The organism is Pseudomonas sp. NPDC087626, assembly GCF_044743405.1.
GTDB lineage: Bacteria > Pseudomonadota > Gammaproteobacteria > Pseudomonadales > Pseudomonadaceae > Aquipseudomonas.
In genome coordinates this window covers 147,746-171,209 of record NZ_JBIUWJ010000001.1, presented here as the reverse complement: position 1 = coordinate 171,209, position 23,464 = coordinate 147,746, and the positions used below count along the sequence as shown (strand labels likewise).

20 protein-coding genes are annotated in these 23,464 nt (G+C 62.4%); 6 read left to right on the top strand and 14 right to left on the bottom strand.

What is annotated here, in order from left to right; genetic code table 11:
- The first annotated feature begins 156 nt into the window (after positions 1-156).
- On the top strand, positions 157-2,022 hold the full coding sequence (locus ACIOVD_RS00820; protein ID WP_320333189.1) for a DEAD/DEAH box helicase: 1,866 nt from the start codon (positions 157-159) through the stop codon (positions 2,020-2,022).
- A 66-nt stretch (positions 2,023-2,088) separates the two neighbouring features.
- On the opposite strand, the gene ACIOVD_RS00815 is transcribed toward ACIOVD_RS00820, so the two are convergent.
- Together ACIOVD_RS00815 and ACIOVD_RS00810 are read right to left on the bottom strand one after the other, a co-directional pair.
- The gene (locus ACIOVD_RS00815) at positions 2,089-2,682 is read right to left on the bottom strand and encodes a YceI family protein (protein ID WP_095164477.1); all 594 of its coding nucleotides are present in this window, start codon (positions 2,680-2,682) and stop codon (positions 2,089-2,091) included.
- Positions 2,683-2,713: 31 nt separating this feature from the next.
- Positions 2,714-3,265: a cytochrome b gene (locus tag ACIOVD_RS00810; RefSeq protein WP_095164479.1), complete on the bottom strand. Its 552-nt coding sequence runs from the start codon at positions 3,263-3,265 to the stop codon at positions 2,714-2,716.
- A gap of 300 nt (positions 3,266-3,565) precedes the next feature.
- Here ACIOVD_RS00810 and ACIOVD_RS00805 point away from each other — a divergent pair, with 300 nt between their 5' ends.
- The gene (locus ACIOVD_RS00805; RefSeq protein WP_095164481.1) at positions 3,566-4,972 is read left to right on the top strand and encodes an adenosylmethionine--8-amino-7-oxononanoate transaminase; all 1,407 of its coding nucleotides are present in this window, start codon (positions 3,566-3,568) and stop codon (positions 4,970-4,972) included.
- An 80-nt stretch (positions 4,973-5,052) separates the two neighbouring features.
- A complete protein-coding gene (locus ACIOVD_RS00800) occupies positions 5,053-5,772 on the top strand; it encodes a 16S rRNA (uracil(1498)-N(3))-methyltransferase (RefSeq protein WP_401125545.1) in 720 nt (239 codons plus the stop codon).
- Positions 5,773-5,803: 31 nt separating this feature from the next.
- On the opposite strand, the gene ACIOVD_RS00795 is transcribed toward ACIOVD_RS00800, so the two are convergent.
- Genes ACIOVD_RS00795 through ACIOVD_RS00785 form a run of 3 tightly spaced genes read right to left on the bottom strand, consistent with a single transcriptional unit; the run spans position 5,804 to position 8,357 of the window.
- Complete coding sequence (locus ACIOVD_RS00795) at positions 5,804-6,706, bottom strand: transporter substrate-binding domain-containing protein (protein ID WP_095164485.1); 903 nt, start codon at positions 6,704-6,706, stop codon at positions 5,804-5,806.
- Between the two features lie 30 nt (positions 6,707-6,736).
- Positions 6,737-7,087: a RidA family protein gene (locus tag ACIOVD_RS00790; RefSeq protein ID WP_320333193.1), complete on the bottom strand. Its 351-nt coding sequence runs from the start codon at positions 7,085-7,087 to the stop codon at positions 6,737-6,739.
- Between the two features lie 28 nt (positions 7,088-7,115).
- Positions 7,116-8,357 carry a D-amino acid dehydrogenase gene (locus ACIOVD_RS00785; RefSeq protein ID WP_159998382.1) on the bottom strand — a complete coding sequence of 414 codons (1,242 nt, stop codon included), beginning with the start codon at positions 8,355-8,357 and terminating at the stop codon, positions 7,116-7,118.
- A 107-nt stretch (positions 8,358-8,464) separates the two neighbouring features.
- Here ACIOVD_RS00785 and ACIOVD_RS00780 point away from each other — a divergent pair, with 107 nt between their 5' ends.
- Entirely contained in the window at positions 8,465-9,379 is a 915-nt protein-coding gene (locus ACIOVD_RS00780; protein ID WP_095164490.1) for a LysR family transcriptional regulator, read from the top strand.
- A 29-nt stretch (positions 9,380-9,408) separates the two neighbouring features.
- On the opposite strand, the gene ACIOVD_RS00775 is transcribed toward ACIOVD_RS00780, so the two are convergent.
- From ACIOVD_RS00775 to pilG, 9 genes are all read right to left on the bottom strand, one after another.
- Complete coding sequence (locus tag ACIOVD_RS00775; protein WP_401125541.1) at positions 9,409-10,026, bottom strand: hemolysin III family protein; 618 nt, start codon at positions 10,024-10,026, stop codon at positions 9,409-9,411.
- Positions 10,027-10,160: 134 nt separating this feature from the next.
- Positions 10,161-10,583 (bottom strand): hypothetical protein, encoded by a 423-nt coding sequence (locus ACIOVD_RS00770; RefSeq protein WP_320333195.1) that lies wholly within the window; start codon positions 10,581-10,583, stop codon positions 10,161-10,163.
- Entirely contained in the window at positions 10,546-11,175 is a 630-nt protein-coding gene (locus ACIOVD_RS00765; RefSeq protein ID WP_320333196.1) for a nucleotidyltransferase domain-containing protein, read from the bottom strand. The genes ACIOVD_RS00770 and ACIOVD_RS00765 overlap by 38 nt, the downstream gene beginning before the upstream one ends.
- Positions 11,176-11,229: 54 nt before the next feature.
- Positions 11,230-11,703, bottom strand: coding sequence for a chemotaxis protein CheW (locus ACIOVD_RS00760; RefSeq protein ID WP_401125539.1), 474 nt, complete (start codon positions 11,701-11,703; stop codon positions 11,230-11,232).
- The gene (locus ACIOVD_RS00755) at positions 11,696-17,593 is read right to left on the bottom strand and encodes an Hpt domain-containing protein (protein ID WP_401125537.1); all 5,898 of its coding nucleotides are present in this window, start codon (positions 17,591-17,593) and stop codon (positions 11,696-11,698) included. Before ACIOVD_RS00755 ends, ACIOVD_RS00760 begins: the two co-directional genes overlap by 8 nt.
- Positions 17,594-17,631: 38 nt before the next feature.
- Complete coding sequence (locus ACIOVD_RS00750; RefSeq protein WP_401125534.1) at positions 17,632-19,692, bottom strand: methyl-accepting chemotaxis protein; 2,061 nt, start codon at positions 19,690-19,692, stop codon at positions 17,632-17,634.
- Positions 19,693-19,791: 99 nt separating this feature from the next.
- Complete coding sequence (locus ACIOVD_RS00745) at positions 19,792-20,331, bottom strand: chemotaxis protein CheW (RefSeq protein ID WP_095164500.1); 540 nt, start codon at positions 20,329-20,331, stop codon at positions 19,792-19,794.
- Between the two features lie 10 nt (positions 20,332-20,341).
- Entirely contained in the window at positions 20,342-20,707 is a 366-nt protein-coding gene (gene pilH, locus ACIOVD_RS00740) for a twitching motility response regulator PilH (RefSeq protein ID WP_095165186.1), read from the bottom strand.
- 57 nt (positions 20,708-20,764) lie between these two features.
- A complete protein-coding gene (pilG, locus tag ACIOVD_RS00735; RefSeq protein WP_095164502.1) occupies positions 20,765-21,169 on the bottom strand; it encodes a twitching motility response regulator PilG in 405 nt (134 codons plus the stop codon).
- A 280-nt stretch (positions 21,170-21,449) separates the two neighbouring features.
- Between pilG and gshB the strand changes: the two genes are divergently transcribed.
- Positions 21,450-22,403, top strand: coding sequence for a glutathione synthase (gene gshB / locus ACIOVD_RS00730; protein WP_095164504.1), 954 nt, complete (start codon positions 21,450-21,452; stop codon positions 22,401-22,403).
- Positions 22,404-22,480: 77 nt separating this feature from the next.
- A complete protein-coding gene (locus ACIOVD_RS00725; RefSeq protein ID WP_095164506.1) occupies positions 22,481-23,380 on the top strand; it encodes an energy transducer TonB in 900 nt (299 codons plus the stop codon).
- Positions 23,381-23,464 lie beyond the last annotated feature (84 nt).

Sequence of the window (23,464 nt, the reverse complement as noted above, 5' to 3'; positions counted from 1 at the left end):
ACATCGCTACAGCGCAGCTTTTCAGCCCGCGCGAGCACTCGCAGATGAGCCATCAGGGCCCAGCAGGACCGGACGCGATTGCGCTTCTCTCAAACGCCACTCGCGCCAGGCAAGACTATCCCATTGGGCCAAGCCCTAACTAAAACAGGATTACTCATGTCCTTTGCTTCCCTCGGTCTCTCCGAGGCTTTAGTCGGCGCCATCGAAGCCGCCGGCTACACCCAGCCTACTCCGGTGCAACAGCGGGCCATTCCCGCCGTGTTGCAAGGTCGCGACTTGATGGTTGCGGCACAGACAGGCACTGGCAAAACCGGCGGCTTTGCCCTGCCGATTCTGGAACGCCTGTTCCCCAACGGTCACCCGGACAAGTCCCAGCGTCACGGCCCGCGCCAACCGCGCGTATTGGTCCTGACCCCGACCCGCGAACTGGCCGCCCAGGTGCACGAGAGCTTCAAGCTCTATGCCCGCGACCTCAAGTTCGTCAGTGCCTGCATCTTCGGCGGTGTTGGCATGAACCCTCAGGTTCAGGCCATGGCCCGCGGTGTTGACGTGCTGGTAGCCTGCCCGGGTCGCTTGCTCGACCTGGCCGGTCAAGGCAGCGTCGACCTGTCCCACGTGGAAATCCTCGTGCTCGACGAAGCCGACCGCATGCTCGACATGGGTTTTGTCCATGACGTGAAGAAGGTCCTGGCCCGTCTGCCGGCCAAACGCCAGAACCTGTTGTTCTCGGCGACGTTCTCCAAGGACATCACCGACCTCGCCGGCAAGTTGCTGCACAACCCCGAGCGCATCGAAGTCACGCCACCGAACACCACGGTCGAGCGGATCGAGCAACGTGTGTTCCGCCTGCCGGCAAGCCACAAGCGTTCGCTGCTGGCGCACCTGATCACCGCTGGCGCCTGGGAACAGGTACTGGTCTTCACCCGTACCAAGCACGGCGCCAACCGCCTGGCCGAGTACCTGGACAAACACGGCCTGAGCGCCGTAGCCATCCACGGTAACAAGAGCCAGAACGCCCGCACCAAAGCCCTGGCCGACTTCAAGGCCGGTGAAGTGCGGATCCTGGTTGCCACCGACATCGCGGCACGCGGCCTGGACATCGACCAACTGCCACACGTGGTCAACTTCGAACTGCCGAACGTCGACGAAGACTACGTGCACCGCATTGGCCGTACTGGCCGTGCCGGTCGTTCGGGCGAGGCGATCTCGCTGGTCGCCCCGGACGAAGAAAAACTGCTGAAAAGCATCGAGCGCATGACCAAGCAGAAGATCGCCGATGGCGACCTGATGGGGTTTGATGCCAGCAGCGTCGAGGCCGAGAAGCCAGAAGTGCGCGAGCGTCCGGATGTGCGTAACCCGCGCAACCCACGTGGCCCGCGCGGCGACGGTCCGAACGGCGGCGGCGGTGGTGGCGGTCGCAAGGACAAAGGCAAGGACAAGGGCGGCAAGGAAAAGCCGGCAGCCAGCCGTGGCGAGCGCCCGGCGCAAAAGCCGCGTGAAGGCACGCCTGCCCGCGAACAGCAGCGCCCTGCCCCACGTGCGACCGCTGATCGGGCACCGGACGAGTTCCTCGACGACGATGTGGATAACTTCGGTAACCGCGTCGACTACGTGCCACAACAGAAACCGGCCCAGGGCCGTGGTCGCCGTCCAGGTGCCCCGGCACAAGGCACAGGCGCAGGCGCCGGTGCTCCACGCACTGGCCAGCCACAGGGCCGGCAGAACGGTCCACGCAACAGCAGCGGCGCCAGCACTGGCACCCCGCCTGCCAAGCGCAGCGGCCCACGCAGTGGCGCCCCCCGTGACGGCCAGGCCCGTCGCGAGGAGTCCCGCAACCGTCGCCCAGCCCGTGATGATCAGCCACGCCAGGAACCTGCGGTACAAAACCCGCGCGGTGGTCCGGCACCGAAGATCATTCACAAGGAGTCGAAGACCGACCGGTTCCCGACACCTGAGCAACTCGATCAACTGCCAAGCCGTCCACGTGGCGAAAAACCAGCGCTGCTGACCCGCAACCGCTGATTTTTCCTGCGTAAAAAAAAACGCCCCGGCTCTTGTGAGCCGGGGCGTTTTTTGTAGCGGCGAATATTACTTCGCTTTCACACCTTCAAACGTAACGTACAGCTCGACTGCGTCGGAAGCAGGGCCCAGGTCCTTCTGCTTGCCGAAATCGCTACGCTTGATCTGGGTAGTACCTTCGAAGCCAGCACGGTAGCCGCCCCATGGATCCTTGCCTTCACCCAGGAAAGTGGCCTTGACCACAACTGGCTTGGTCACACCCAGGATGGTCAGGTCGCCTGCGACATCAGCGGTTTCCTTGCCATCGGCATTCTTGCCAGTGGATTTGACGCTGGTGGAAACAAACGTCGCCTTGGCGAATTTGCTCGCATTCAGGAAGTCAGCGCTGGCGATGTGCTTGTCGCGCTCGGCGTGGTTGGTGAATACGCTGGAGGTATTAACGTTGAATTCGATCTTGCTGGCTTCAGGCTTGGCAGCGTCAAAGCTGAACTTGCCGTCGATATCCTTGAAAGTACCGGTGATGAAGCTGTAGCCCAGGTGGCTGATCTTGAAGTCAACGAAGGCGTGCTGGCCTTCCTTGTCGACAACGTAATCGGCTGCCATCACGTTAGCCGACAGCAGAGCAGTACCGATTGCCAGAGCGGCGAGAGACTTTTTCAACATGCTTTCTATTCCTTGGAGTCGAGGTTGAACATCAGGCTTTGCGACCCAGCATGCGTGCCAGGGTCACATCACGATCGATAAAGTGGTGTTTCAATGCTGCCAACGCATGGAGGCCGGAGACAATCACCAGCGCCCATGCCAGGTAGAAATGAATCACACCGGCCAGGTCTGCCTGGTCCGGTAGTCCGGAAATCAGGGCAGGGACTTCAAACAGGCCAAACACCGGTATCCCGACACCGTCAGCGGTGGAAATCAGGTAACCGGCAATCATTACCGCAAACAGGCTGAGATACAGAAACCCATGACCGAGCTTGGCGCCGACGCGAGTCAGGCGATCGTAGCTGGCCAGGGTCGGTGGTGGCGGGCTGATCAAACGCCAGAGCACCCGCAGCAGCATGACCGCGAAGAGCACCAGACCGATGCTTTTATGCAGGTCCGGGGCGTCCTTGCGCCAGGTGCTGTAGTAATCCAGCCCGACCATCCACAAGCCCAGGGCGAACAGACCCACCACTACCAGGGCTACACCCCAGTGCATGAAAATACTGACCCAACCGTAGCGGGAGGAAGAGTTACGTAGCTGCATTGCCCAAATCCTGTAAGAACTGCGACCAAGACTATCGAGTTATCTATCGAATTAAAGCGGAAAAATTCGCTTTGAAATATCGAGAAATACGATCTGGAGTCTGGTGTCGGATGGTTAAGGAAAGATTAACCACGTCCGACACTTGTCCTCCTAGCACCACAAGCGCGCCCTCCAAAGCGGGTTTCTCGTCAGCCCAGGTAACTGAAAAAACCACAATAGGTTGTCCGCATGCCCAGCATTGCATAGGCTTGCGCGATTGTTTGCCCGCGAAACCAGCGCGCCGTCTCGAGGAGAATTTACATGGGCTTGAATAATCAGTGGATGCAGCGCGATCTCGCGGTGTTGTGGCATCCCTGCACCCAGATGAAAGATCACGAACAACTGCCGTTGATCCCGATCAAACGCGGTGAAGGGGTGTGGCTGGAGGACTTCGAAGGCAAGCGTTACCTCGACGCCGTCAGCTCCTGGTGGGTCAACGTGTTCGGCCACGCCAATCCGCGGATCAACCAGCGGATCAAGGATCAGGTCGATCAACTCGAGCACGTGATCCTCGCCGGCTTCAGCCACCAACCGGTAATCGAACTGTCCGAGCGCCTGGTGAAAATGACGCCCGAAGGGCTGACCCGGTGTTTCTACGCCGATAACGGCTCATCGTGCATCGAAGTCGCGTTGAAAATGAGCTTTCACTACTGGCTCAACCGCGGCCAGCCGAACAAGAAGCGCTTCGTCACCCTGACCAACAGCTACCACGGCGAGACCATGGCCGCCATGTCGGTCGGCGACGTGCCCCTGTTCACCGAGACTTACAAGGCCCTGCTGCTGGACACCATCAAGGTGCCGAGCCCCGATTGCTACCTGCGCCCCGACGGCATGAGCTGGGAGGAACACTCGCGGAACATGTTCGCGGCGATGGAGCACACCCTGGCCGAGCATCACGACAGCGTTGCAGCAGTGATAGTCGAGCCGTTGATCCAGGGCGCGGGCGGCATGCGCATGTACCACCCGGTGTACCTGAAACTGCTGCGCGAGGCCTGTGACCGCTACGGCGTGCACCTGATCCACGACGAAATCGCCGTCGGTTTCGGCCGCACCGGGACCATGTTTGCCTGTGAGCAGGCCGGCATCCGCCCGGACTTCCTGTGCCTGTCCAAGGCCCTGACCGGCGGCTACCTGCCGCTGGCGGCCTGCGTCACCACCGACGAGGTCTACAGCGCCTTCTACGACGACTACCCGACCCTGCGCGCGTTCCTCCATTCCCACAGCTACACCGGCAACCCGCTGGCCTGTGCCGCCGCGTTGGCGACCCTGGATATCTTCGAGCAGGACAACGTCATCGAGAACAACAAGGCCCTGGCCCAGCGCATGGCGACCTCGACCGCACACCTGGCCGATCACCCGAACGTGTCGGAGGTGCGTCAGACCGGCATGGTGCTGGCCATCGAGATGGTCAAGGACAAGGCCAGCAAAGAAGCCTATCCCTGGCAAGAACGTCGGGGCCTGAAAGTATTCCAGCACGCCCTGGAGCGCGGCGCGCTGTTGCGCCCGCTGGGCAGCGTGGTGTACTTCCTGCCGCCCTACGTGATCACCCCCGAGCAGATCGACTTCCTCGCCGAAGTGGCCAGCGAAGGCATCGACATCGCCACCCGCGACTCGGTCAGTGTCGCCGTGCCGAAGGACTTCCACCCAGGGTTCCGTGATCCGGGCTAGCAGCCACGAGCTCCTACAAGGGCTGTGCCTAAGCAGGCAAATCCAACTCAGATGAACGACCCCTTTTACAGAGACCCCGCATGAGACTGTCGCGCTTTTTTATCGATGCCCCCTTGAGCCTTGGCGAGCATGAGCTGCCGGAGGCCCAAGCCCATTACATCAGCCGCGTGCTGCGCATGGCCGAGGGCGATGCGCTGCAGGTGTTCGATGGCTCAGGCCAGGAATACCTCGGCACACTGGTGGAAGTCGGCAAGAAACGCGTGCGCGTGGCGTTGAGCGAAAGTTTCGCCGGGCAAATCGAGTCGCCGCTGCAGATTCACCTGGGCCAGGGCCTGTCCCGGGGTGAGCGCATGGATTGGGCGATTCAGAAAGCCACGGAGCTGGGGGTGAGTGAAATCACGCCGATCTTCAGTGACCGCTGCGAAGTACGACTCAAGGACGAGCGCGCCGACAAACGCCTGCAGCACTGGCGCCAGGTCGCGATCAGCGCCTGCGAGCAATGTGGGCGCTCGCGGGTGCCTGTGATCCATCCGCCGATGCTGCTGGCAGACTGGATCAAGCAGGTCCCGGCCGAGCTGAAACTGGTGCTGCACCCGGTGGCAGAGCCATGGGCCAGCCACGCCAAGCCCGCGACCCTGGCATTTCTGATCGGCCCCGAAGGTGGCTTGTCGGACACTGAAGTAGAGCAGGCCAAGGCGGGCGGTTTTCACGCCGCACGCCTCGGCCCTCGCGTGTTGCGCACCGAAACCGCGCCGGTAGTGGCGCTGGCGGTAGCACAACAGCTATGGGGCGATTTCTAAGCCCTTAGCCTGCGAGTTCTTGAGCTGAAAATCACTGCACCGGATCACTGGTCGGCTTGGCAATGATCGCCTTGAGTTCGCTGGTCATCGGGAACTCGAGGTTCAAGCCTTTTGGCGGGATCGGCTGTTCAAACCAGCGCTGGTAGATCCCGTTGATTTCCCCTGAGCTGTACAGCTCGCCCAACGTCGAGTTCACCAGCGCCAGGAACTGCGGATCGTCCTTGCGCACCATGCAGCTGTAGATCTCCCGCGACTGCTCTTCCCCGACCACCACCCACTTGTGCGGGTCGCGAGCCTTGGCGCGCTCGCCGTAGAGCAATGCATCGTCCATGTAGAACGCCGCTGCCCGACCGGACTGCAACATCTGGAAGGCTTCGCCGTGGTCCTTGGCGCTGATCACGAACATGTCGATCTTGTTATCGACGTTGTAGCTCTTCAGATAGCGCTCGTTGGTGGTGCCGGCGGTGGTCACCACGTTCTTGCCGCGCAGGTCGGCGAAGCTCTTGACCCCACTGTCGTTGGCGGTCAGCAACTGGCCTTTGACATAGATAAAGCCGTAGGAAAACGCCACCTGCTTTTGCCGCTCAGCGGTCACGCCGGTCGAACCACATTCCAGGTCGACCGTGCCGTTCTGCACCAGCGGAATACGGGTTTGCGAGGTCACCAGGTTGTATTTGACCTTGAGCTGGGGCGCTGCGAGCTTCTGCTGCACACGCTCGACTATCTTGCTCGCCAGGTCCACCGAGTAACCCATCGGTTGACCCGAGTGATCACCCACGTAGGAGAAGGGCACCGACGCATCGCGATAACCCAGGGTAATGCTGTTAGTGCTGGCAATCTTGCTCAGGGTCGGGCCCAGCGGGGCTTCTTCAGCCTGCACTTGAGTGCCGAGCAACACGCCCAGGGTGCAGCCGAGCAACGTGATTTTTTGCATTGTTATTCTCCGTTGTGGGTGATGGATTACTTAGCGGCGGGCCGCGATAACGCTGATTTCGACTCGCACCTGCGGGCGGGCCAACTCGGCCTGCAAGGTCGTGCGACTCGGTGCCTGGCCAGGCGACAACCAGGCCGACCAGACGTCATTCATCGCCGCGAAATCCTCACCAATATCCTTCAGGTAAATGGTCGCGCTGAGCAGATGATCCTTGTCGCTGCCCGCCTCGGCCAGCAGCGCGTCGATTTTTTCCAGCACCTGGCGAGTCTGGCCAGTGGCGTCGGTGGCATCACCCGGTACTTGGCCGGAGAGAAACACCAGCTCGCCAAAGGTCACGGCAGCGGACAAGCGTGGATTGGTCTGGATACGGCTGATGGTCATCGGATAGTCCTTCTCTTGGGTAATGGTTTCAGGCCGCACGGGGCGTAAAGCCCTGCAGGTCAATGGAGGGGCGGCGCTGGCCGATCAGCTCACTGAGCAACTGCGCGCTGCCGCAAGCCAGGGTGAAACCCAGGGCGCCATGGCCGAGGTTAAGCCACAGGTTGCAATACGCCGTTGCGCCCAGCAGCGGCACGCCGCTAGGGGTCGCCGGGCGCATGCCGGCCCACTCGATGGCCTGCTCGTAGTCGCCGGCATTGGCAAAGGTGTCGCGTGCCTGGCGCTTGATCAGGGCCAGCCGCTTGGGGTCCAGCGCCGGGTCAAAACCGACGATGTCGACCATGGCCGCCACCCGCAGTTGCTCGCCAATGCGGGCGTAGACGATCTTGCGGTCATAGTCGGTGATGCTCAGGTCCGGGGCCCGATGTTGGGCGCCGATCGGCACAGTCAGGCTATAACCCTTGAGCGGGTACAGTGGCAGGTGCACCCCAGGCAACGCCAGCAGTGGGCTGCGATGACCGGCGGCAATCACCAGATGTTCCACTGGCAGCACTTCATCCCCCAGTTCGATTGCGCTCACCACACCATTGGCCTGGCGAATGCCGGTCACGGCCTGGCCCAGGCGGAACTCGCAACGACCTGAGGCCCGCAAACGCGCCGCCAGTTGCTGGCAAAAACCGTGGCAGTCACCGACTTCCTCATCCGGGGTGTAAATCGCACCCACGAAGGGTGCATCGGCCAGTGCCGGGTCCAGGCGGGCGCACTCGGCGGGCGACAGCACCTGTTGTTGCTGGGGGTCGGCCAGTTTTTGGCGGGCATGCTCGAAGCTGGCGGTGCTGCGAAAGGTCACCAGCTTGCCGTTGCGCCGCCAGTGGAAACCCTCCAGGGCATCGGCTTCGCGCCAGGTCTGCAGGGTGGACTGGCTGAACAGCGCCAGGCGCAACAGATGGGCTGCGTTGGCGCGGTTGACCGAAGAACGGCAGGCACCCAGGAAGGACGCCATCCAGCGCCACTGCGCCGGGTCGAAGCGTGGACGCAGCTTCAGCGGTGAGTCACCACGCAACATCCAGCCAATGGCCTGCAACGGCACGCCTGCATCGGCCAGGGGCGCCACGTAGCGATAGGACAACTGGCCGCCATTGGCAAAGCTGGTTTCGCTGCCCAGCGAATCCCGCGCCTCGACCAGGGTCACCTCAACGCCATCGCGCACCAGTGCGTAGGCCGTTGCCAGGCCGATGACGCCGCCGCCGATGATGCATACACGCTGAGCCATGTCAGTCCTTAATCGTGGTTGAGACGAGCCCGAGGTTAGAGCCAGGTGACAGGCGCCGAACAATGAATAAAGATGGTCATCCCATAAACAAAGGTTATGGACTCACCATGCGCCTTCGCCACATCGAGATTTTCCAGGCCATCCGCCAGACCGGTTCGGTCAGCGCTGCCGCGCAATTGCTGCACGTCTCCCAACCCGCCGTGACCAAAGTGCTGCAACACGCCGAGCAGCACCTGGGCTTCCCGCTGTTTCTGCGGGTGCGCGGCAAACTCCAGGCCACCCCGGAGGCGCTGGAACTGGAGCGTGAGGTCGACAAGGTCACCGAAAGCCTGCAAGGAGTGCGACGCCTGGCCCAGAGCCTGCGCCGCGAGCCGGGCCATAGCCTGCGGATCGGCGCGACCCCGGCCCTGGCCCTGTCGTTATTGCCCCCGGCCATTCATGAGTGGACGCAACGCTATCCGGAGATCGCCTGCGAGCTGTCCAGCGCCCACAGTCGTGAGTTGGTGCAGAACCTGCTGATGCGTGAAATCGATGTCGCCCTGACCCTGCAACTGCCCGATCACCCGGGACTCAAGGCCCAGGCGCTGGCCAGCGGGGTGTTGGTGGCGCTGGCGCCGGCGGGTTACTGGCCCCTGGAAGAAGAAGGCCAACCGCTGCCGCTGCAGGCCCTGGCCGATGCGCCGTTGATCGGGCTATCCAGTGCCGATCCACTGTCGGCCCGGCTCGACAGTTACCTCAAGGCGGTCGAGCCGCCGCCCCGGGTCAGCATCGCGGTGCAGACGTACTCACTGGCCAGGGCGATGGTCGAATCCGGGGCCGGCCTGACCGTGATCGACCCCTTCACCGCCCTGGGCGCCTCACCCGGGACCACCGCCATCCGCCCCCTGGCGCCGGCGCTGCCGATCACCCTGTACGCGGTGACCCGCGCGACCGAGCCGCCACCGCACACCCTGAACGAGCTACTGAGCATCTTCAGCAGCCGCGCGCAGGAGCAACTGGACAGGTTGGTCGGGCGGGCGTAGTTACGCCGCCAAAGCGCAGCCCCCTGCGATCAGATCACATAAAGCGCAATCGCCACGAAATGCAGCAGGCTGCCGGTGATGACAAACAGGTGCCAGATCCCGTGGGCATGGCGCAGCCGGCTGTCGAGGGCGAAAAATATGATACCGACGGTGTAAAACACTCCGCCGGCCGCCAGCCAGGCAAACCCCGTGATGCCCAGCGCGGCAATCAGCGGCTTGACCGCCACCAGCACAATCCAGCCCATCACCGCGTAGATCACCAGCGACAGGATCCGCGCCTCGGAGCGCGGCTTGATCTCTTGCAGCATGCCGATCACCGCCAGCGTCCAGACAATCGCGAACAGCGACCAGCCCCAGGGCCCGCGCAGGGTCACCAGGCAAAAAGGCGTGTAGCTGCCGGCAATCAGCAGGTAGATCGACAAATGATCGACCTTCTGCATGATCACCTTCGCCCGTCCGCGCACGCTGTGATAGACCGTCGACACGCTGTACAGCACCAGCAGTGTGACCCCGTAGATCGCCACGCTGACGATCTTCCATGGACTGCCATCGAGACTGGCCACCACCAACAACCAGACCGCCCCGACAAACGCCGCAACCGCCCCGAACAAATGGCTCCAGGCGTTGAATCTTTCTCCGTGGTACATGGGCCTCTCACCTCGAAATCACAAAAACAGTGCGCAAGGCCAAAGCTGACAGCCTGAAAGAGCATTATTTCCAACGCATAGTGGTTGAATCAGACTGGTGCGCCAGCGACTCCACCTGCACAGATTCATAACCCTCAATCGGCCATGGCTTTCTCTACACGGATCAACAGTTCATGGGTACTGCCGAGCAATTGTGCAAGCAGTGACTCGTCGTCATCCATGTAACCTTCGTACTCAGCCAGATTCCTGCGCTCATGACACAAGGCAAACAACCGAACCTGAAGCTTGCTCAATTGCACGGTATGAATCAGACACTGAAAAACCAGATATCGCTTGTCTGATCGATACCCATGCAACCGTAACGCAGTCAGCGCGAGGGCATGAGCAGCGTTGTAGGCCAGATCGAACCGGCTGGCAAACGAGAGTTGAGGGCTGCTCGCATCCCTCAGTCGATCGGTCGCCGAGCGCATCAACCCTTCACATTCCTTTCGATCAGGTGGCTCGGCTTTGAGGGATCCACTACGTAGAAGGTTCTCCAGACTCTCGCTGCTGCCCATCCTTGGCCTCCAAAGGGTTTACCCCTATCAAATTGATTTTTTCCTGTTGCGCCACCCGCAGCACGAAGCTGTTGCCCGCAGCCAACTTTCCGGCCCAGTCCTCAGGGGTGTAGAGCGTCGGATTAAGCGGACGACCCAGTTGCTCTTCCATGGGTATCAATCGTTCCATGACTTCACTGTAGTGCAGACCTTCGCCAATCAGCATCAGGTCTATGTCACTGGATGCGTTGGCCTGATCCTTGGCGATAGAGCCATAGACAAAGGCCCAGATAAGTTGCTCCGCAAAGGGCGCTAGGGCACGGCGCAAGGGGTCGGCAATGCCAAAGGTCTTGCGCACAATGCCTGCCAATTCACGATAGATCGGGCACTGTTCATTGGCCTGGTAGTGGGTCTGATTACCCCTGCGCGTCATCTTCAGTACGCCCGCCGAATTCAAACGCTCCAGTTCACGCATAAGGCTGCCCTTGCCCACTTGAGCCCAGCGAGCGATCTCATTGGCATAAAAGCTCTGATCGGGTTTGCCGTAGAGTAACCCCAGCACTTTTTGCTGGGTCACCGTGAATAGGGCGTTGCTGAGTGAAAGGGTTTGCACAGCCAGCACCAATAAGTCTCAAAAAGGGAACGATAGGTCCCTTTTTGAGACTTATCAAGAAATCCCATGTTCTATGACCAACCCCGCCCCCACCAACAACGCCTCCAACGCCAGCAAATCGGGGATTTTTGCTACGTGATCGACGACTTGTACCGCTGCCTGTTCCAGTGCACACAGCGGCACGTCGACGTAGCTCAACTGGCTGTCGAGCTTGCAGGAGCGTGGGATGCCCTGGACCAGCAGGGCGATGAACCTGAGGTTGGCTCGCCCGCCCAGGGTGTTGAGGATGACGATGCGGGCGCGTTCGCCGATCACGGTTTTGCTGCCGCAGGCCGACTCGAAACTCAGCAGGGGGATCTGGCGGTCGCGCCAGTTGACCTGGCCCAGGTACCAGGGCGGTGAGTCGAGGTCGAAGGTTCCGGGCTGGTAGTCGATCAGCTCGGCAACGGCGACGTTGGGCAGGATCAGGGTGCGGTCGGCCAGGGGCAGCAGCAGCCCGGTGAGGTGGCTGGTACGGTGCTCAAGCATGGGCCTTGCTCCACAGGGCGATACTGTCGAGCAGCACCGATTCCTGGTACGGCTTGCCGAGGTAGTCGTTGACGCCGATGGCCATTGCCCGGTCGCGGTGTTTTTGCCCGGTGCGCGAGGTAATCATGATGATCGGCAGGTGCTGCAGGCGGGGATCGTTGCGCACCTGGGTGGCCACTTCGAAGCCGTCCATGCGCGGCATTTCGATGTCCAGCAGCATCAGGTCGGGCATGTGCTCTTCCAGCAACTGCATCGCGTCCACCCCGTCCTTGGCCGTGAGCACGCTCATGCCGTGGCGCTCCAGCAGCCGGCTGGTGACTTTGCGCACGGTGACCGAATCGTCCACCACCAGCACCAGCATCGAGCGCTGCGGCTCGCCTTCCGGGCTGGTCGCGGCCGGCGCCGGCAAACGTACCTGCATCGCCCGCAACGGCGCCAGCAGGTCGAGAATCAGCACCACCCGGCCATCACCGAGAATCGTCGCGCCGGACAGGCCCTGGACCGCGGCAAACTGCGGGCCGAGGCTCTTGACCACGATTTCCCGGGTGCCGGCCATGGCGTCGACCTGCACCGCGATATGCCGCTCGTTGCACTGCACCAGCAGCACCGGCAGCGGCAGGTTCTGCCCCAGCAAGCGCGGGCGAATACTGGTCTTGAGCAACTCGCCCAGGTAGCACAGCTCGTAACATTGCCCGGCGTACTCGTACCGGGGCGGATCCAGTTGATAGCGGGCCTCCAGTTCGCTGGGCAGGACTCGCACCATGCCCTCGATGGTATTGAGCGGGATCGCGTACAGATCCTCGCCACACTGCACCATCAACGCGCGGTTGACCGACACCGTGAACGGCAGGCGAATGCGAAAATGCACGCCCTTGCCCGGGACCGAGTCAATGCTCATCAGGCCGCCGAGCTGGCGCACTTCTTCATGCACCACGTCCATGCCCACCCCTCGCCCGGAGATCTGGGTGATTTTCTCGGCAGTAGAGAAGCCGGGCTGCAGGATGAACTGCAGCACATCGCGGTCACTCAGGCTGCTTTCGGGGGCCAGCAGCCCGCGCTTGATCGCCTTGCGCCGTACGGCATCGAGGGGCACGCCGGCACCGTCGTCACGGATGTCGAAAATGATATCGCCGCCCTCGCGGGACAGGTCCAGGCTGATCCGCCCCTGCTCGGGCTTGCCGGCAGCGCGGCGTACTTGCGCAGACTCCAGGCCATGGTCGATGGCGTTGCGCAACATGTGCTCCAGCGGGGCGGCCATGCGCTCAAGGACATTACGGTCCATCTCGCCTTCGGCGTTGCCGACGATAAACTCAACGTCTTTGCCCAGCTCGCTGGAGACCTGGCGGACGATGCGTTTGAGGCGCGGCAGCATCCGTTCGAACGGCACCATGCGCGTGCGCATCAGGCCTTCTTGCAGCTCACTGTTAATCCGCCCCTGTTGCTGCAACAGGTTCTCGGCGTCGAGATTGCGCCGATCGAGGGTTTCCTTGAGGTCGAGCAGATCGGAAGCAGACTCGAACATCGCCCGCGACAACTGCTGCAGTTGCGAATGGCGATCCATTTCCAGCGGGTCGAATTCTTCGTAGCCCAGGCGCTCGGCGTCGACGTGCTGGCGACTGAGGATGCGTCCCTGGGTTTCGGTGTCGAGGCGGCGCAGTTGATCGCGCATGCGCTCGATGGTGGTTTCCATCTCGCTCAAGGTCACCCGGGCATCGTTGACCTGTTGCTCGACACGCCCACGAAAAATCGAAGTCTCGGCGGCCAGGTTGACCAGGTCGTCGAGCAGTTCGGCGGACACCTTGACCATATCGGCGCCCGCTTCAGCGGGCGGCGCGGACGGCTCCGGCTTGTTCTGCGCCAGGCTGTCGAGCGCCACCGATGGCGCAGCACGCTCGACCGCCGAGGGGTGACTGAAGGCCTGGATGGCCTCGAGCAGGCGCTCGGCCGGCGCTACCGGTTGACCGGCACGGGTAGCGTCGAGCATCTGCGCCAGCCGGTCATGGCTGCGCTGCAACAGCCCGAACAGCGCCGGTGTGGCCTGCAGCAAGCCGGTCGACAGGCCTTCGTAGAGAAATTCCAGTTCATGGGCCAGGTCGCCAATCGGCGCAATCTCGACCATTCGCGCGCCACCTTTGAGGGTGTGCAGATCGCGCAGCAGGGTTTCCATTTCCTGGCGGCTTTGCGGGTCGGCCTGCCAGCGCAGCAAGGCTGCGCCCGAACTGTCGATGATGTCGAAGCCTTCCTCGAGGAAGATCTCCAGCAACTCCGGGTCATTACCCGGCGCATCGTCGGCGGGCACCTGTGCAGCGGCGTCGGCAGGGTTGGCGCTGCCTTGGCGCCACTGCGCGATGGCCTCGATCAATGCCGTGCAATCGCCCAGCGGTTGTTGGCGTTGCAGTTGCTCCAGCAGTTGCGCGAGGCGGTCGTGGCTCTGCTGCAACAACTGGCCAAGCTCGGTGCTATAGCTCAAGCGCCGGTCCACCAACCCCTCGTAAAGGCTTTCCAGCTCGTGGGCCAGGTCACCCACCGGTCCGATCTCGGCCATCCGCGCCCCACCCTTGAGGGTGTGCAAGTCGCGCTGCAGCGACAACAACGGCGCAGGGTTCTGCGGTTCCGTGAGCCAACGCTGCAAGGCCTGCCCGGCGCTCTCCAGAATGTCCACGGCCTCTTCGAGAAAAATCGCCTCCATTTCATCGTCCGCCGCCAACGGCGTCGGCGAGGACTGCCCGAGTTCGGCGGTGACGCTGCCAAGTTCGGTAATGCTCAGGGTGCGGCTGCCGTCGCTGCGGATCAGGCCCATCGCGGACGGATCCAGGCCCTCATTAAGCAGATCGCGCAGGGCGTGCACACGAGCCGATTGGTGACTGACTTCCTGGCCTGCCGCCAGTTCGTCGAGCATGTTGATCAAGGCTTCATGGGCACTTTGGGCCTCGTGAAAGAACCGCTCGCTGACCGCCAGGCTGCTTTCCTCCACGGCGCCATACAGGTCGAGCAAGGCCTCGCACAACTCATCCATCGGGTGCAGGTCGGCCAGGTGTGCGCCCTCACCCAGGGTCGTCAGCTCATCCAGCAAGGCCGTCAGTTCCTGGCGCTCGCCGGGGTGTTGCTGCCAGCGTTGCAACAGGCTTTCGGCGTCCAGCAGGATGTCCATGCCCTGGGCCAGGAAGTTGTTGATCAACTGCGGGTCACGCTTGATCCGCACACCGCTGTCGGGCGAGCTGTGCAAGGCTTCCAGGCGCTCGGCGAGCAGGGCCTGGGTGCGCAGGATCAGATCAGGCGCGCCGCGGATTTCCACCAGCGGGTTGCCCTGCAATTGCGCCAAGCCGCGGCGCAGCAAGCCTTCGGCCTCCAGCAGCAGTTCGACTTCATCCAGGTCCAGGGCCAACAGGTGCGCCTTGTATTCGCGGGCCAGTTGGTCGAAGGGTGCCGCCAGCTCGGCGATCGGTACCACACCGGCCACCGACGCGCTGCCCTTGAGGGTGTGCAGCGCACGCTGCAACTCGTCAGTGGCCTGCAACGGCAGATGTTCGGCGGCCTGCTCGAGAAAGCGCTGGAGGCTGTTGAGGTGGCTGTCGGCTTCGTTGCGGAAGATCTCCAGCAACTGCGGATCGGCGGCGCCAGCGTGCGCTCCGCTCGCTTGCTCGGGCAGGGCCGCGCCCCGGGCCAACGCGTGGGCACGGGCTGCCAGGTGGTCCACGTCATCGCGTTGGCGCTGGTGGCTGGCGGCGAATTCCGCCACCAGCTCTGGCAGCAGGTGCAGCGTGTCGCGCAACAGCTCATCGACCTGCGGCCCAGGCTCGACACTGTGTTCGAGTATTCGGTTGAGCAGGTTTTCCACGGCCCAGGCGAGTTCGCCGAGCACCAGCGCGCGGACCATCCGTCCACTGCCCTTCAAGGTATGAAAGGCCCGCCGCAGTTCGCCCAGGAGCGCAGCACTGCCTGGGTTGGCCGACCAGCGCGGCAGGTACTCGCGCAGGATATCCAGGACTTCGGCGGTCTCCTCGAGGAACACCTCGCGCAACTCGTCATCCACCGGTTCTTCATCGGCCGGCGGTGGTTGCAGGCTGTCGGGGGTACTCACGGCCGGCGGGTTGACGGCCGACACCGGGCTGGCCAGGGCATCTGCCAGCGACTGCTGGGCGGCCGGGTCAGCTTCGGCGAACCGACCGCCATCGGCACTCGGCGACGGATTGAACGGTGGCAGATGAACCGCGCTGGGCTGATAGCCGAGTGTCGCCAGACTCTGTTCGGCCACATCCAGCACCTGCTCGCCGAGGGTTTGCGGGTCCTCGCTCAAGCGCTCCAGGTAATACTCGATGCTGGTGATGGCATCGGCCAGGTTGTCCAGGTGCTGCCAATCCGGCGGCGTGCGGTCCGCCAGCAGGTGTTCACGAATGTAACTGTTGCAGGCTTCCAGCAGGCTCGCCGCACGGTGCAGGGGAATCATCGCCAGCGCACCACGAACCTGGGTCAGCAAGTCCGGCAGTAACTGCAACGGCTGGCGATCCCAGTGGGCATCGATGTATTCGACGATCATGTCCTTGGCCTGTTGCAGGCAGAGGCGGGCTTCCTTGATGACGATCTGGTGGATCTGCGTCAGGTCGGTGGTCGGCAGCCGGCTTTCTTCACGGTTTTCCTCGACGATACCGACCATGCCCGCCAGGGTCGCCTCGACGTAGAGCAAGGCACCGGCGACGTCCATCAGGATCGCATCGTTGGGCTCGCGCTGCCCCTGGGCCAGGCTCAGCACCACGCCTAACTGGTCGATGATGACCTTGCGCGGCTGGCCAAAACCGAGCACCGCCAGGGTGTCGGCAATCTGCCGCAGTGGCGCCAGCAGGCTGTCGAGGTCCGAGGCATGCTGGCGGTCGCTGCGCACGAACAGGTCCAGGCGTTCCTTGACCCGCACCAGTTCCTCGCACAAGGCGGCCAGCACCGAGCGCATGGCGTCGCGGTCAGGCCCAGCCAGGCGCGCGCGCTCTGCATCGAGCAAGGCGTTGTCAGGCAAGGCGTCATCCAGTCCGTAGCGATCTTTCATGATTAACATCCGGGCACTGGGGGATTGCGCCTTGGCGATATAAAACAGCAGGCTTTTCAGCAATTCGGGCGGCGCTGCCTGGTTGATGGCCGGCATGCCGTGTTCCAGCAGGCGCTTGAGTTCCTTGTCGGTGTCCTTGAACAAGCTGCGCAGTGCCGGACTGTTATCGATACGGCCACTGAGCATGCCTTCGACCAGCGCTGAAGCCACCTGCCACAGCGGGCTCAATGGCGCGTCGGCACACAGCGCCTCAAGGCGTGCAAAGACCTTGGCCAGGTATCCCAGGTTAGTGCTGTCGTCCTGTTCGCGCAGCAGGCCGACCAGGCCCATCTGCAGCATCTGCCGCAGTTTGCGCAACACATTGGGCAAGTCTGCCGGCGCCAGCAGCGCCAGTTGCGCCTCCGTCAGGGCCGGCAGTTCTTGCAGTTGTGGACTGAACAGGCTGGTTTCCGCGAGCAGGCCTTCGCCACGGGCGCTGCGCAAGTCATTGATCAGCGGCAGCACCACCAGGGGCAAGTCGCGCCGGGCGCTGAGCACGCGGTCGAGGTAAATCGGCAATTGGCCGAGGGCCTGTTGCAGCAGGCGAATAGCTTCGTCGCGATGGGCCACCATGCCACGCTGCAAGGCTGCCGCCAGTTGCTCCATCTCTTCGGCGAGCAGGGCCGCACCGTAGAACTCGACCATCTGCAGACTGCCATGGACCTGATGGATACCTGCCAGGCATTGCTCGAGCGCGTGCAGCGCCTGCGGGTCCTCGACCAGTTGATCGAGGGCAAGGTAAGCCTGCTTCAGCGTTTCGGCAATTTCGCCCTTGACCCACTCAAGGGCCACATAGTCGTGCCGATCACCCATAACCACTCCAGTCAAAATTCGTTCCCAGCGTGCAGGGTTCAGGTCTTGTCGGTACCGCGCTCCGGTACCGCCGGCAAGGTGAAGCCGGACACCGAGCGCCGCAACTGACTGGCCATTTTCGCCAGGTTGCCAATGCTCTCTGCGGTGGCCGTGGAGCCCGACGAGGTTTGCGTGGTGATCTGCTGGATCACGTTCATGGTCAAGGAAATCTGTCCCGCCGACGACGTCTGTTGCTGCGCCGCATTGGAAATGCTCTGGATCAGCGCCGCAAGAGTTTTCGAAACGCCTTCGATTTCTTCCAGGGCTACTCCGGCATCCTGCGCCAGCCGCGCGCCGCGCACCACCTCGGTGGTGGTCTGCTCCATGGAAATCACCGCCTCATTGGTGTCGGTCTGGATCGCCCGCACCAGGGTTTCGATCTGCCGGGTGGCGGCGGAAGAACGTTCAGCCAGGCGCTGCACCTCGTCGGCCACCACGGCAAACCCGCGCCCGGCGTCGCCGGCCATGGACGCCTGGATCGCCGCGTTGAGGGCCAGGATATTGGTCTGGTCGGCGATGTCGTCGATCAGGCTGACGATATCGCCGATTTCCTGGGACGACTCGCCCAGGCGCTTGATGCGCTTGGCGGTGTCCTGGATCTGCTCACGAATGTTGTCCATGCCGTGAATGGTGTTGTGCACCACCTCGTTGCCCTTGTTGGCGATCTCCACCGAACGCTCGGCCACAGCCGATGATTCGGCGGCGTTCGCCGACACCTGGTCGATGGACTGGGCCATGTCGTTGATCGAAGCCGACGCTTCGCTGATCTGCTGGGCCTGATGCTCCGAGGCCTGGGCCAGGTGCATCGCCGTGGCCTGGGTTTCCTGCACAGCGGCGGCGACCTGGCCGGCCGTGAGGTTGATGGTAGCCACCAGGTCGCGCAGTTGATCGACCGAGTAGTTGATGGAGTCGGCAATGGTCCCGGTGAAGTCTTCAGTCACCGACGCCGTGACCGTCAGGTCGCCATCTGCCAGGTCCTCGATTTCGTCGAGCAGGCGCATGATCGCGTTCTGGTTGCGCTCGTTCTTCTCGGCGGTCTCGCGCAACTGGCGGTTGGTTTCACGCACCATCACCAGGCCAATCAGGATGATCGAGGTCAGCGCCAGCAGGCCCAGCACGTAACCGCCGATGGTGTCGGTGGAGCGTCCGCCCACCAGGTTCTCGAAGCCGTTGGCCAGGTGCGAGGCTTCCTCCAGCAGGGTCTGCGAGAGGTTGAAGATATTGCCCGCCGACTCACGGACCTTGAACAGCTGGGGCGAGGTCTCGAGGATTTCATCCACCGAACCGGAGACAAACTGGAACAGCTCGGCAATTTCGGTCAGACGAGCACGGGCATCGCGGTCCTCGACCTGGCTGACCTTGAGCGCCGGATTGCCCTGCAGCATGCCGTTGAGCACCTGGCCGAAGCGCGCCGCGTCCCGGCCAAACACATCGGCGGCCTGCTGGGCGTTTTCATCGCCGGCCAGCACCGTGTTGACGGCGCCAAGGATGCGCTCGGCAAGCAGCGACTGGCGCTGGGCCATGGCCACCTGAGTAGCTGGCGCGCCGCGCTGCAGCAGGATTTCGACGACTTTTTCGTACTCGACCTGCAACTGCGGCACGGTCTCGGCCAACGTCGCGGCCACTTGGTGCAGCGACAGCACGGTCTGCTCGCTGGAGAGGATCGCGTCGGTGTTTTTCAGCAAGCGCTCCCAATCCAGCTGCACGGCGCGCATTTGCGGACGCACCACCGCCGGTGCTGGCGGCAGGCCCGTGGCCGGGTCGCCTTTCTTCAGGTAGCCCCAACGCAGTGCAAAGTCATTGCGCGCGTCGCTGAGCAGCTTGAACGCCGCGGCTTTGCCGGCAGCCGCTTCGGTGGCGTTCTTGGCAATACGCTGGGACAGCACGCGCAACTCACCAGCATGGCCGATGTACTGCTTGTCGTAGGAGGCTTGAGTATTGAGGTAGGCAAAGTTGGCGAACAACAGCACGATAAACACGATCAGCGCGATGAACAGCGCAATGATCTGCGAACGACTGCGCGATCCATCGCTTGAGGTGCCCGTGTTGACTTTAATCATCGATCTTCGCCTGTTGACCCACATTGTGTAACCCGTCCGGCGTCCTTGCGCGTGCTGCGCACTCGGACGCAGCCTTCGGCAGCTGCTACAGGTACCCGCCTACACCGCCACATCCATGAAGCGTGGCGACTGCGCCACGGCAAACGGACTGAACACCTGCCAGCGTTGCTCACGCTCGAACCGACCCTTGATGAAAGCCGCCGCCGGGTCGTCCTGGCTGCCTGCCGCTCCCGGCTCGAACCGGGCCTGGTCGAAGTGCTGCATGCCCAGCACCTCATCGACCATCAGGCCGACGAACGTTTCCTTGTACTCGACCACCAGGACCCGGCGCTGCTTGCGCTGAGCCGACAACTCGGCGCCCAGGAAGCCGCACAGGTCCATCACCGGCAGCAAGCGGCCACGCAGGTTGGCCACCCCCCGAACCCACGGCTTGACCCCGGGCAACTGGGTCAGGCGCGGCTCATGCAGGACTTCGCTGACCTCGCCCATGGGCGCCACGTACCAGTGTTCGCCCAGGCGAAAGCCAATGCCGCTCCAGCCGTGATTGCGGGTTGGCTGGGACGGCAAGTCAGCCGCCAGCAAACGACAACGCTGGTCGATCTGCAGCAACAGTTCAAAGGCGCTCAGCGACTCGGCCATGGCGCGGCCGTCAGCCTGCCAGCACAGCGTTCAGAGTCTTGATCAGGGTGTCTTCGTCCACCGGCTTGGTCAGGTAGTCCTTGGCGCCCTGGCGAGTGCCCCAGACCTTGTCGGTATCCTGATCCTTGGTGGTGATGATGATTACCGGAATATGGCCGGTCTCCGGGTCCTTGGTCAGTTGACGGGTCGCCTGGAAGCCGTTGAGGCCGGGCATGACGATGTCCATCAAGACCGCGTCGGGCTTTTCCTGACGGGCCAGCGCCACGCCATCGGCACCGTTTTGTGCCTTCAACACTTCATGGCCGTGCTTTTCCAGCATGCCGGTGAGTTTGTACATTTCGGTCGGCGAGTCATCGACGATCAGAATACGTGCCATGGTCTTCCCCATTCTTGTAGACGCCAGGCCGGTTGGCCGGGCATCACTGTGCGTGTCTTACAGCGGCGCATCGGCAGCGAAGCCCGGTACATGAGCGCGAATCGCGTTCAACAGTTCTTCCTTGCTGAATGGCTTGGTCAAAAACTGATCGGAACCGACAATCCGCCCCTTGGCCTTGTCGAACAAGCCGTCCTTGGACGACAGCATGATCACTGGCGTGGCCTTGAACGCGCTGTTGTTCTTGATTAAAGCGCAGGTCTGATAACCATCCAGACGCGGCATCATGATGTCGACAAAAATGATCCCCGGATGGTTGTCGGTGATCTTGGCCAGCGCATCAAAACCATCGATGGCGGTGATCACCTCGCAGCCCGCATTGCGTAACAAGGTTTCAGCGGTACGGCGAATGGTCTTCGAATCGTCGATCACCATGACCTTCAAGGCGTTGGAATGCTGTTCCATATCTGCTCTACCATCGCCTGGGCGAATCAGTTTGTCCGTTTGCGGCTGCCCGTTGGCTCGAAACCCTTGATGTTCAAGGGCCAGCGCGACATGCCAGCCTTTTTAGCACAGTCTCCATGTCCAATCTATCGGCCGACCCGCGAGGCGGTTTTTCCTTGACCGGGAACCCACCGGGCGCCACTCTGACGCCACTTTTTCTGGCCTTCGGCTGGTTTTTTTGCAGGAGCGAGCTCGCTCCTGCACAAGACACACCCAGCCCTTCAAACTCGAGGAAACACCCATGAGCGTTCGCGTCGGGATTGTCATGGACCCTATCGCCAGCATTTCCTATAAAAAGGATAGCTCGCTGGCCATGCTGCTGGCCGCCCAGGCACGCGGTTGGGAACTGTTCTATATGGAACAGAGCGACCTGTACCAGGGCGAAGGCGAGGCGCGGGCCCGCATGCGACCGTTGAAAGTCTTCGCCGACCCGCAGAAATGGTTCGAGCTCGAAGCCGAGACCGACGCGCTGCTGAGCGACCTGGATGTGATCCTGATGCGCAAGGATCCGCCCTTTGACATGGAGTTCGTCTACTCCACCTACCTGCTCGAGCAAGCCGAACGCGCCGGTGTCCTGGTGGTCAACAAGCCGCAAAGCCTGCGCGACTGCAATGAAAAACTGTTCGCCACCCTGTTCCCCCAGTGCACCCCGCCGACCGTGGTCAGCCGCCGCGCCGACGTGCTGCGTGAGTTCGCCGCCAAACACGGCGATGTGATCCTCAAGCCGCTGGACGGCATGGGTGGCACCTCGATCTTCCGTCACCGCGCGGGCGATCCGAACCTGTCGGTGATTCTTGAAACCCTGACCGCCCTGGGCACCCAGCAGATCATGGGCCAGGCTTACCTGCCTGCAATCAAGGACGGTGACAAGCGCATCCTGATGATCGACGGCGAACCGGTGGACTACTGCCTGGCGCGCATCCCGGCCCAGGGCGAAACCCGTGGCAACCTGGCCGCCGGCGGCCGTGGCGAAGCCCGTCCATTGACCGACAAGGACCGCTGGATCGCTGCCCAGGTCGGCCCGACCCTGCGGGAAAAAGGCCTGCTGTTTGTCGGCCTCGACGTGATTGGTGAGCACCTGACCGAAATCAACGTCACCAGCCCGACCTGTATTCGCGAGATCGACAATGCATTTGGCACGAACATCGGCGAAATGCTGATGGCAGCCATCGATCAGAAGCTCAAGGCTCGTTGATATAGAACCCCCAAGGGCAGACCAACATTGCGTTATCATGCGCGGCCTGTGCAAAACGCGATGTTGGTTTCCTTGTCATGACCCTGCCGTCCGATCTGCCCCCTGAACTCGCCCACCGCGGCGTGCGCCCGGCCGATCGCCTCGGATTTACCCTGTTCCTGGCGGCGCTGATCCACCTGGCACTGATCCTCGGCCTGGGGTTTACCTTTGCCGAACCCAAGCAGATCAGTAAAACCCTGGAAATCACCCTCGCCACCTTCAAAAGCGAAACCAAGCCGAAAAAAGCCGACTTCCTGGCCCAGGAAAATCAGCAAGGCAGCGGCACCCTGGATAAAAAGGCGATCCCCAAGACCACCGAGATCGCGCCGTTCCAGGACAACAAGGTGCAAAAGGTCACGCCACCGCCCGCGGTCAAACCCCAAGTACCGGTCGCTGCTCCCAAGGCCGCCGTGACCACCGTGGCGCCAGCCCCGAAGAAAGCCGCGACCAAGAAGGAAGAAGTGAAATCGGCACCGACGCCCAAGCCGGTGACGCCGACCTTCGACAGCGCCCAGCTGTCCAGCGACATCGCCAGCCTCGAGGCGGAACTGGCCAACGAACAACAGCTGTATGCCAAGCGCCCGCGCATCCACCGCCTGAGTGCGGCCTCGACCATGCGCGACAAGGGTGCCTGGTACAAGGATGAATGGCGCAAGAAGGTCGAGCGCATCGGCAACCTGAACTATCCCGACGAAGCGCGGCGCAAACAGATCTACGGCAATTTGCGCCTGATGGTCTCGATCAACCGCGACGGCTCGCTGTACGAAGTGCTGGTCCTGGAGTCTTCCGGCCAGCCACTGCTGGACCAGGCGGCCCAGCGTATCGTGCGTCTGGCAGCACCCTTTGCGCCGTTTACCGGCGACCTGTCGGACATTGACCGATTGGAGATCATCCGCACCTGGAGGTTTGCCCGCGGGGACAGGCTTTCCAGCAACTGACCCCACAGATGATCTGTGTTGTTCGGGATATTCTGGGCTTTTCGTATGCATCCCCAGCTTGTCAGTTTGCCCCTCCAACGCCAC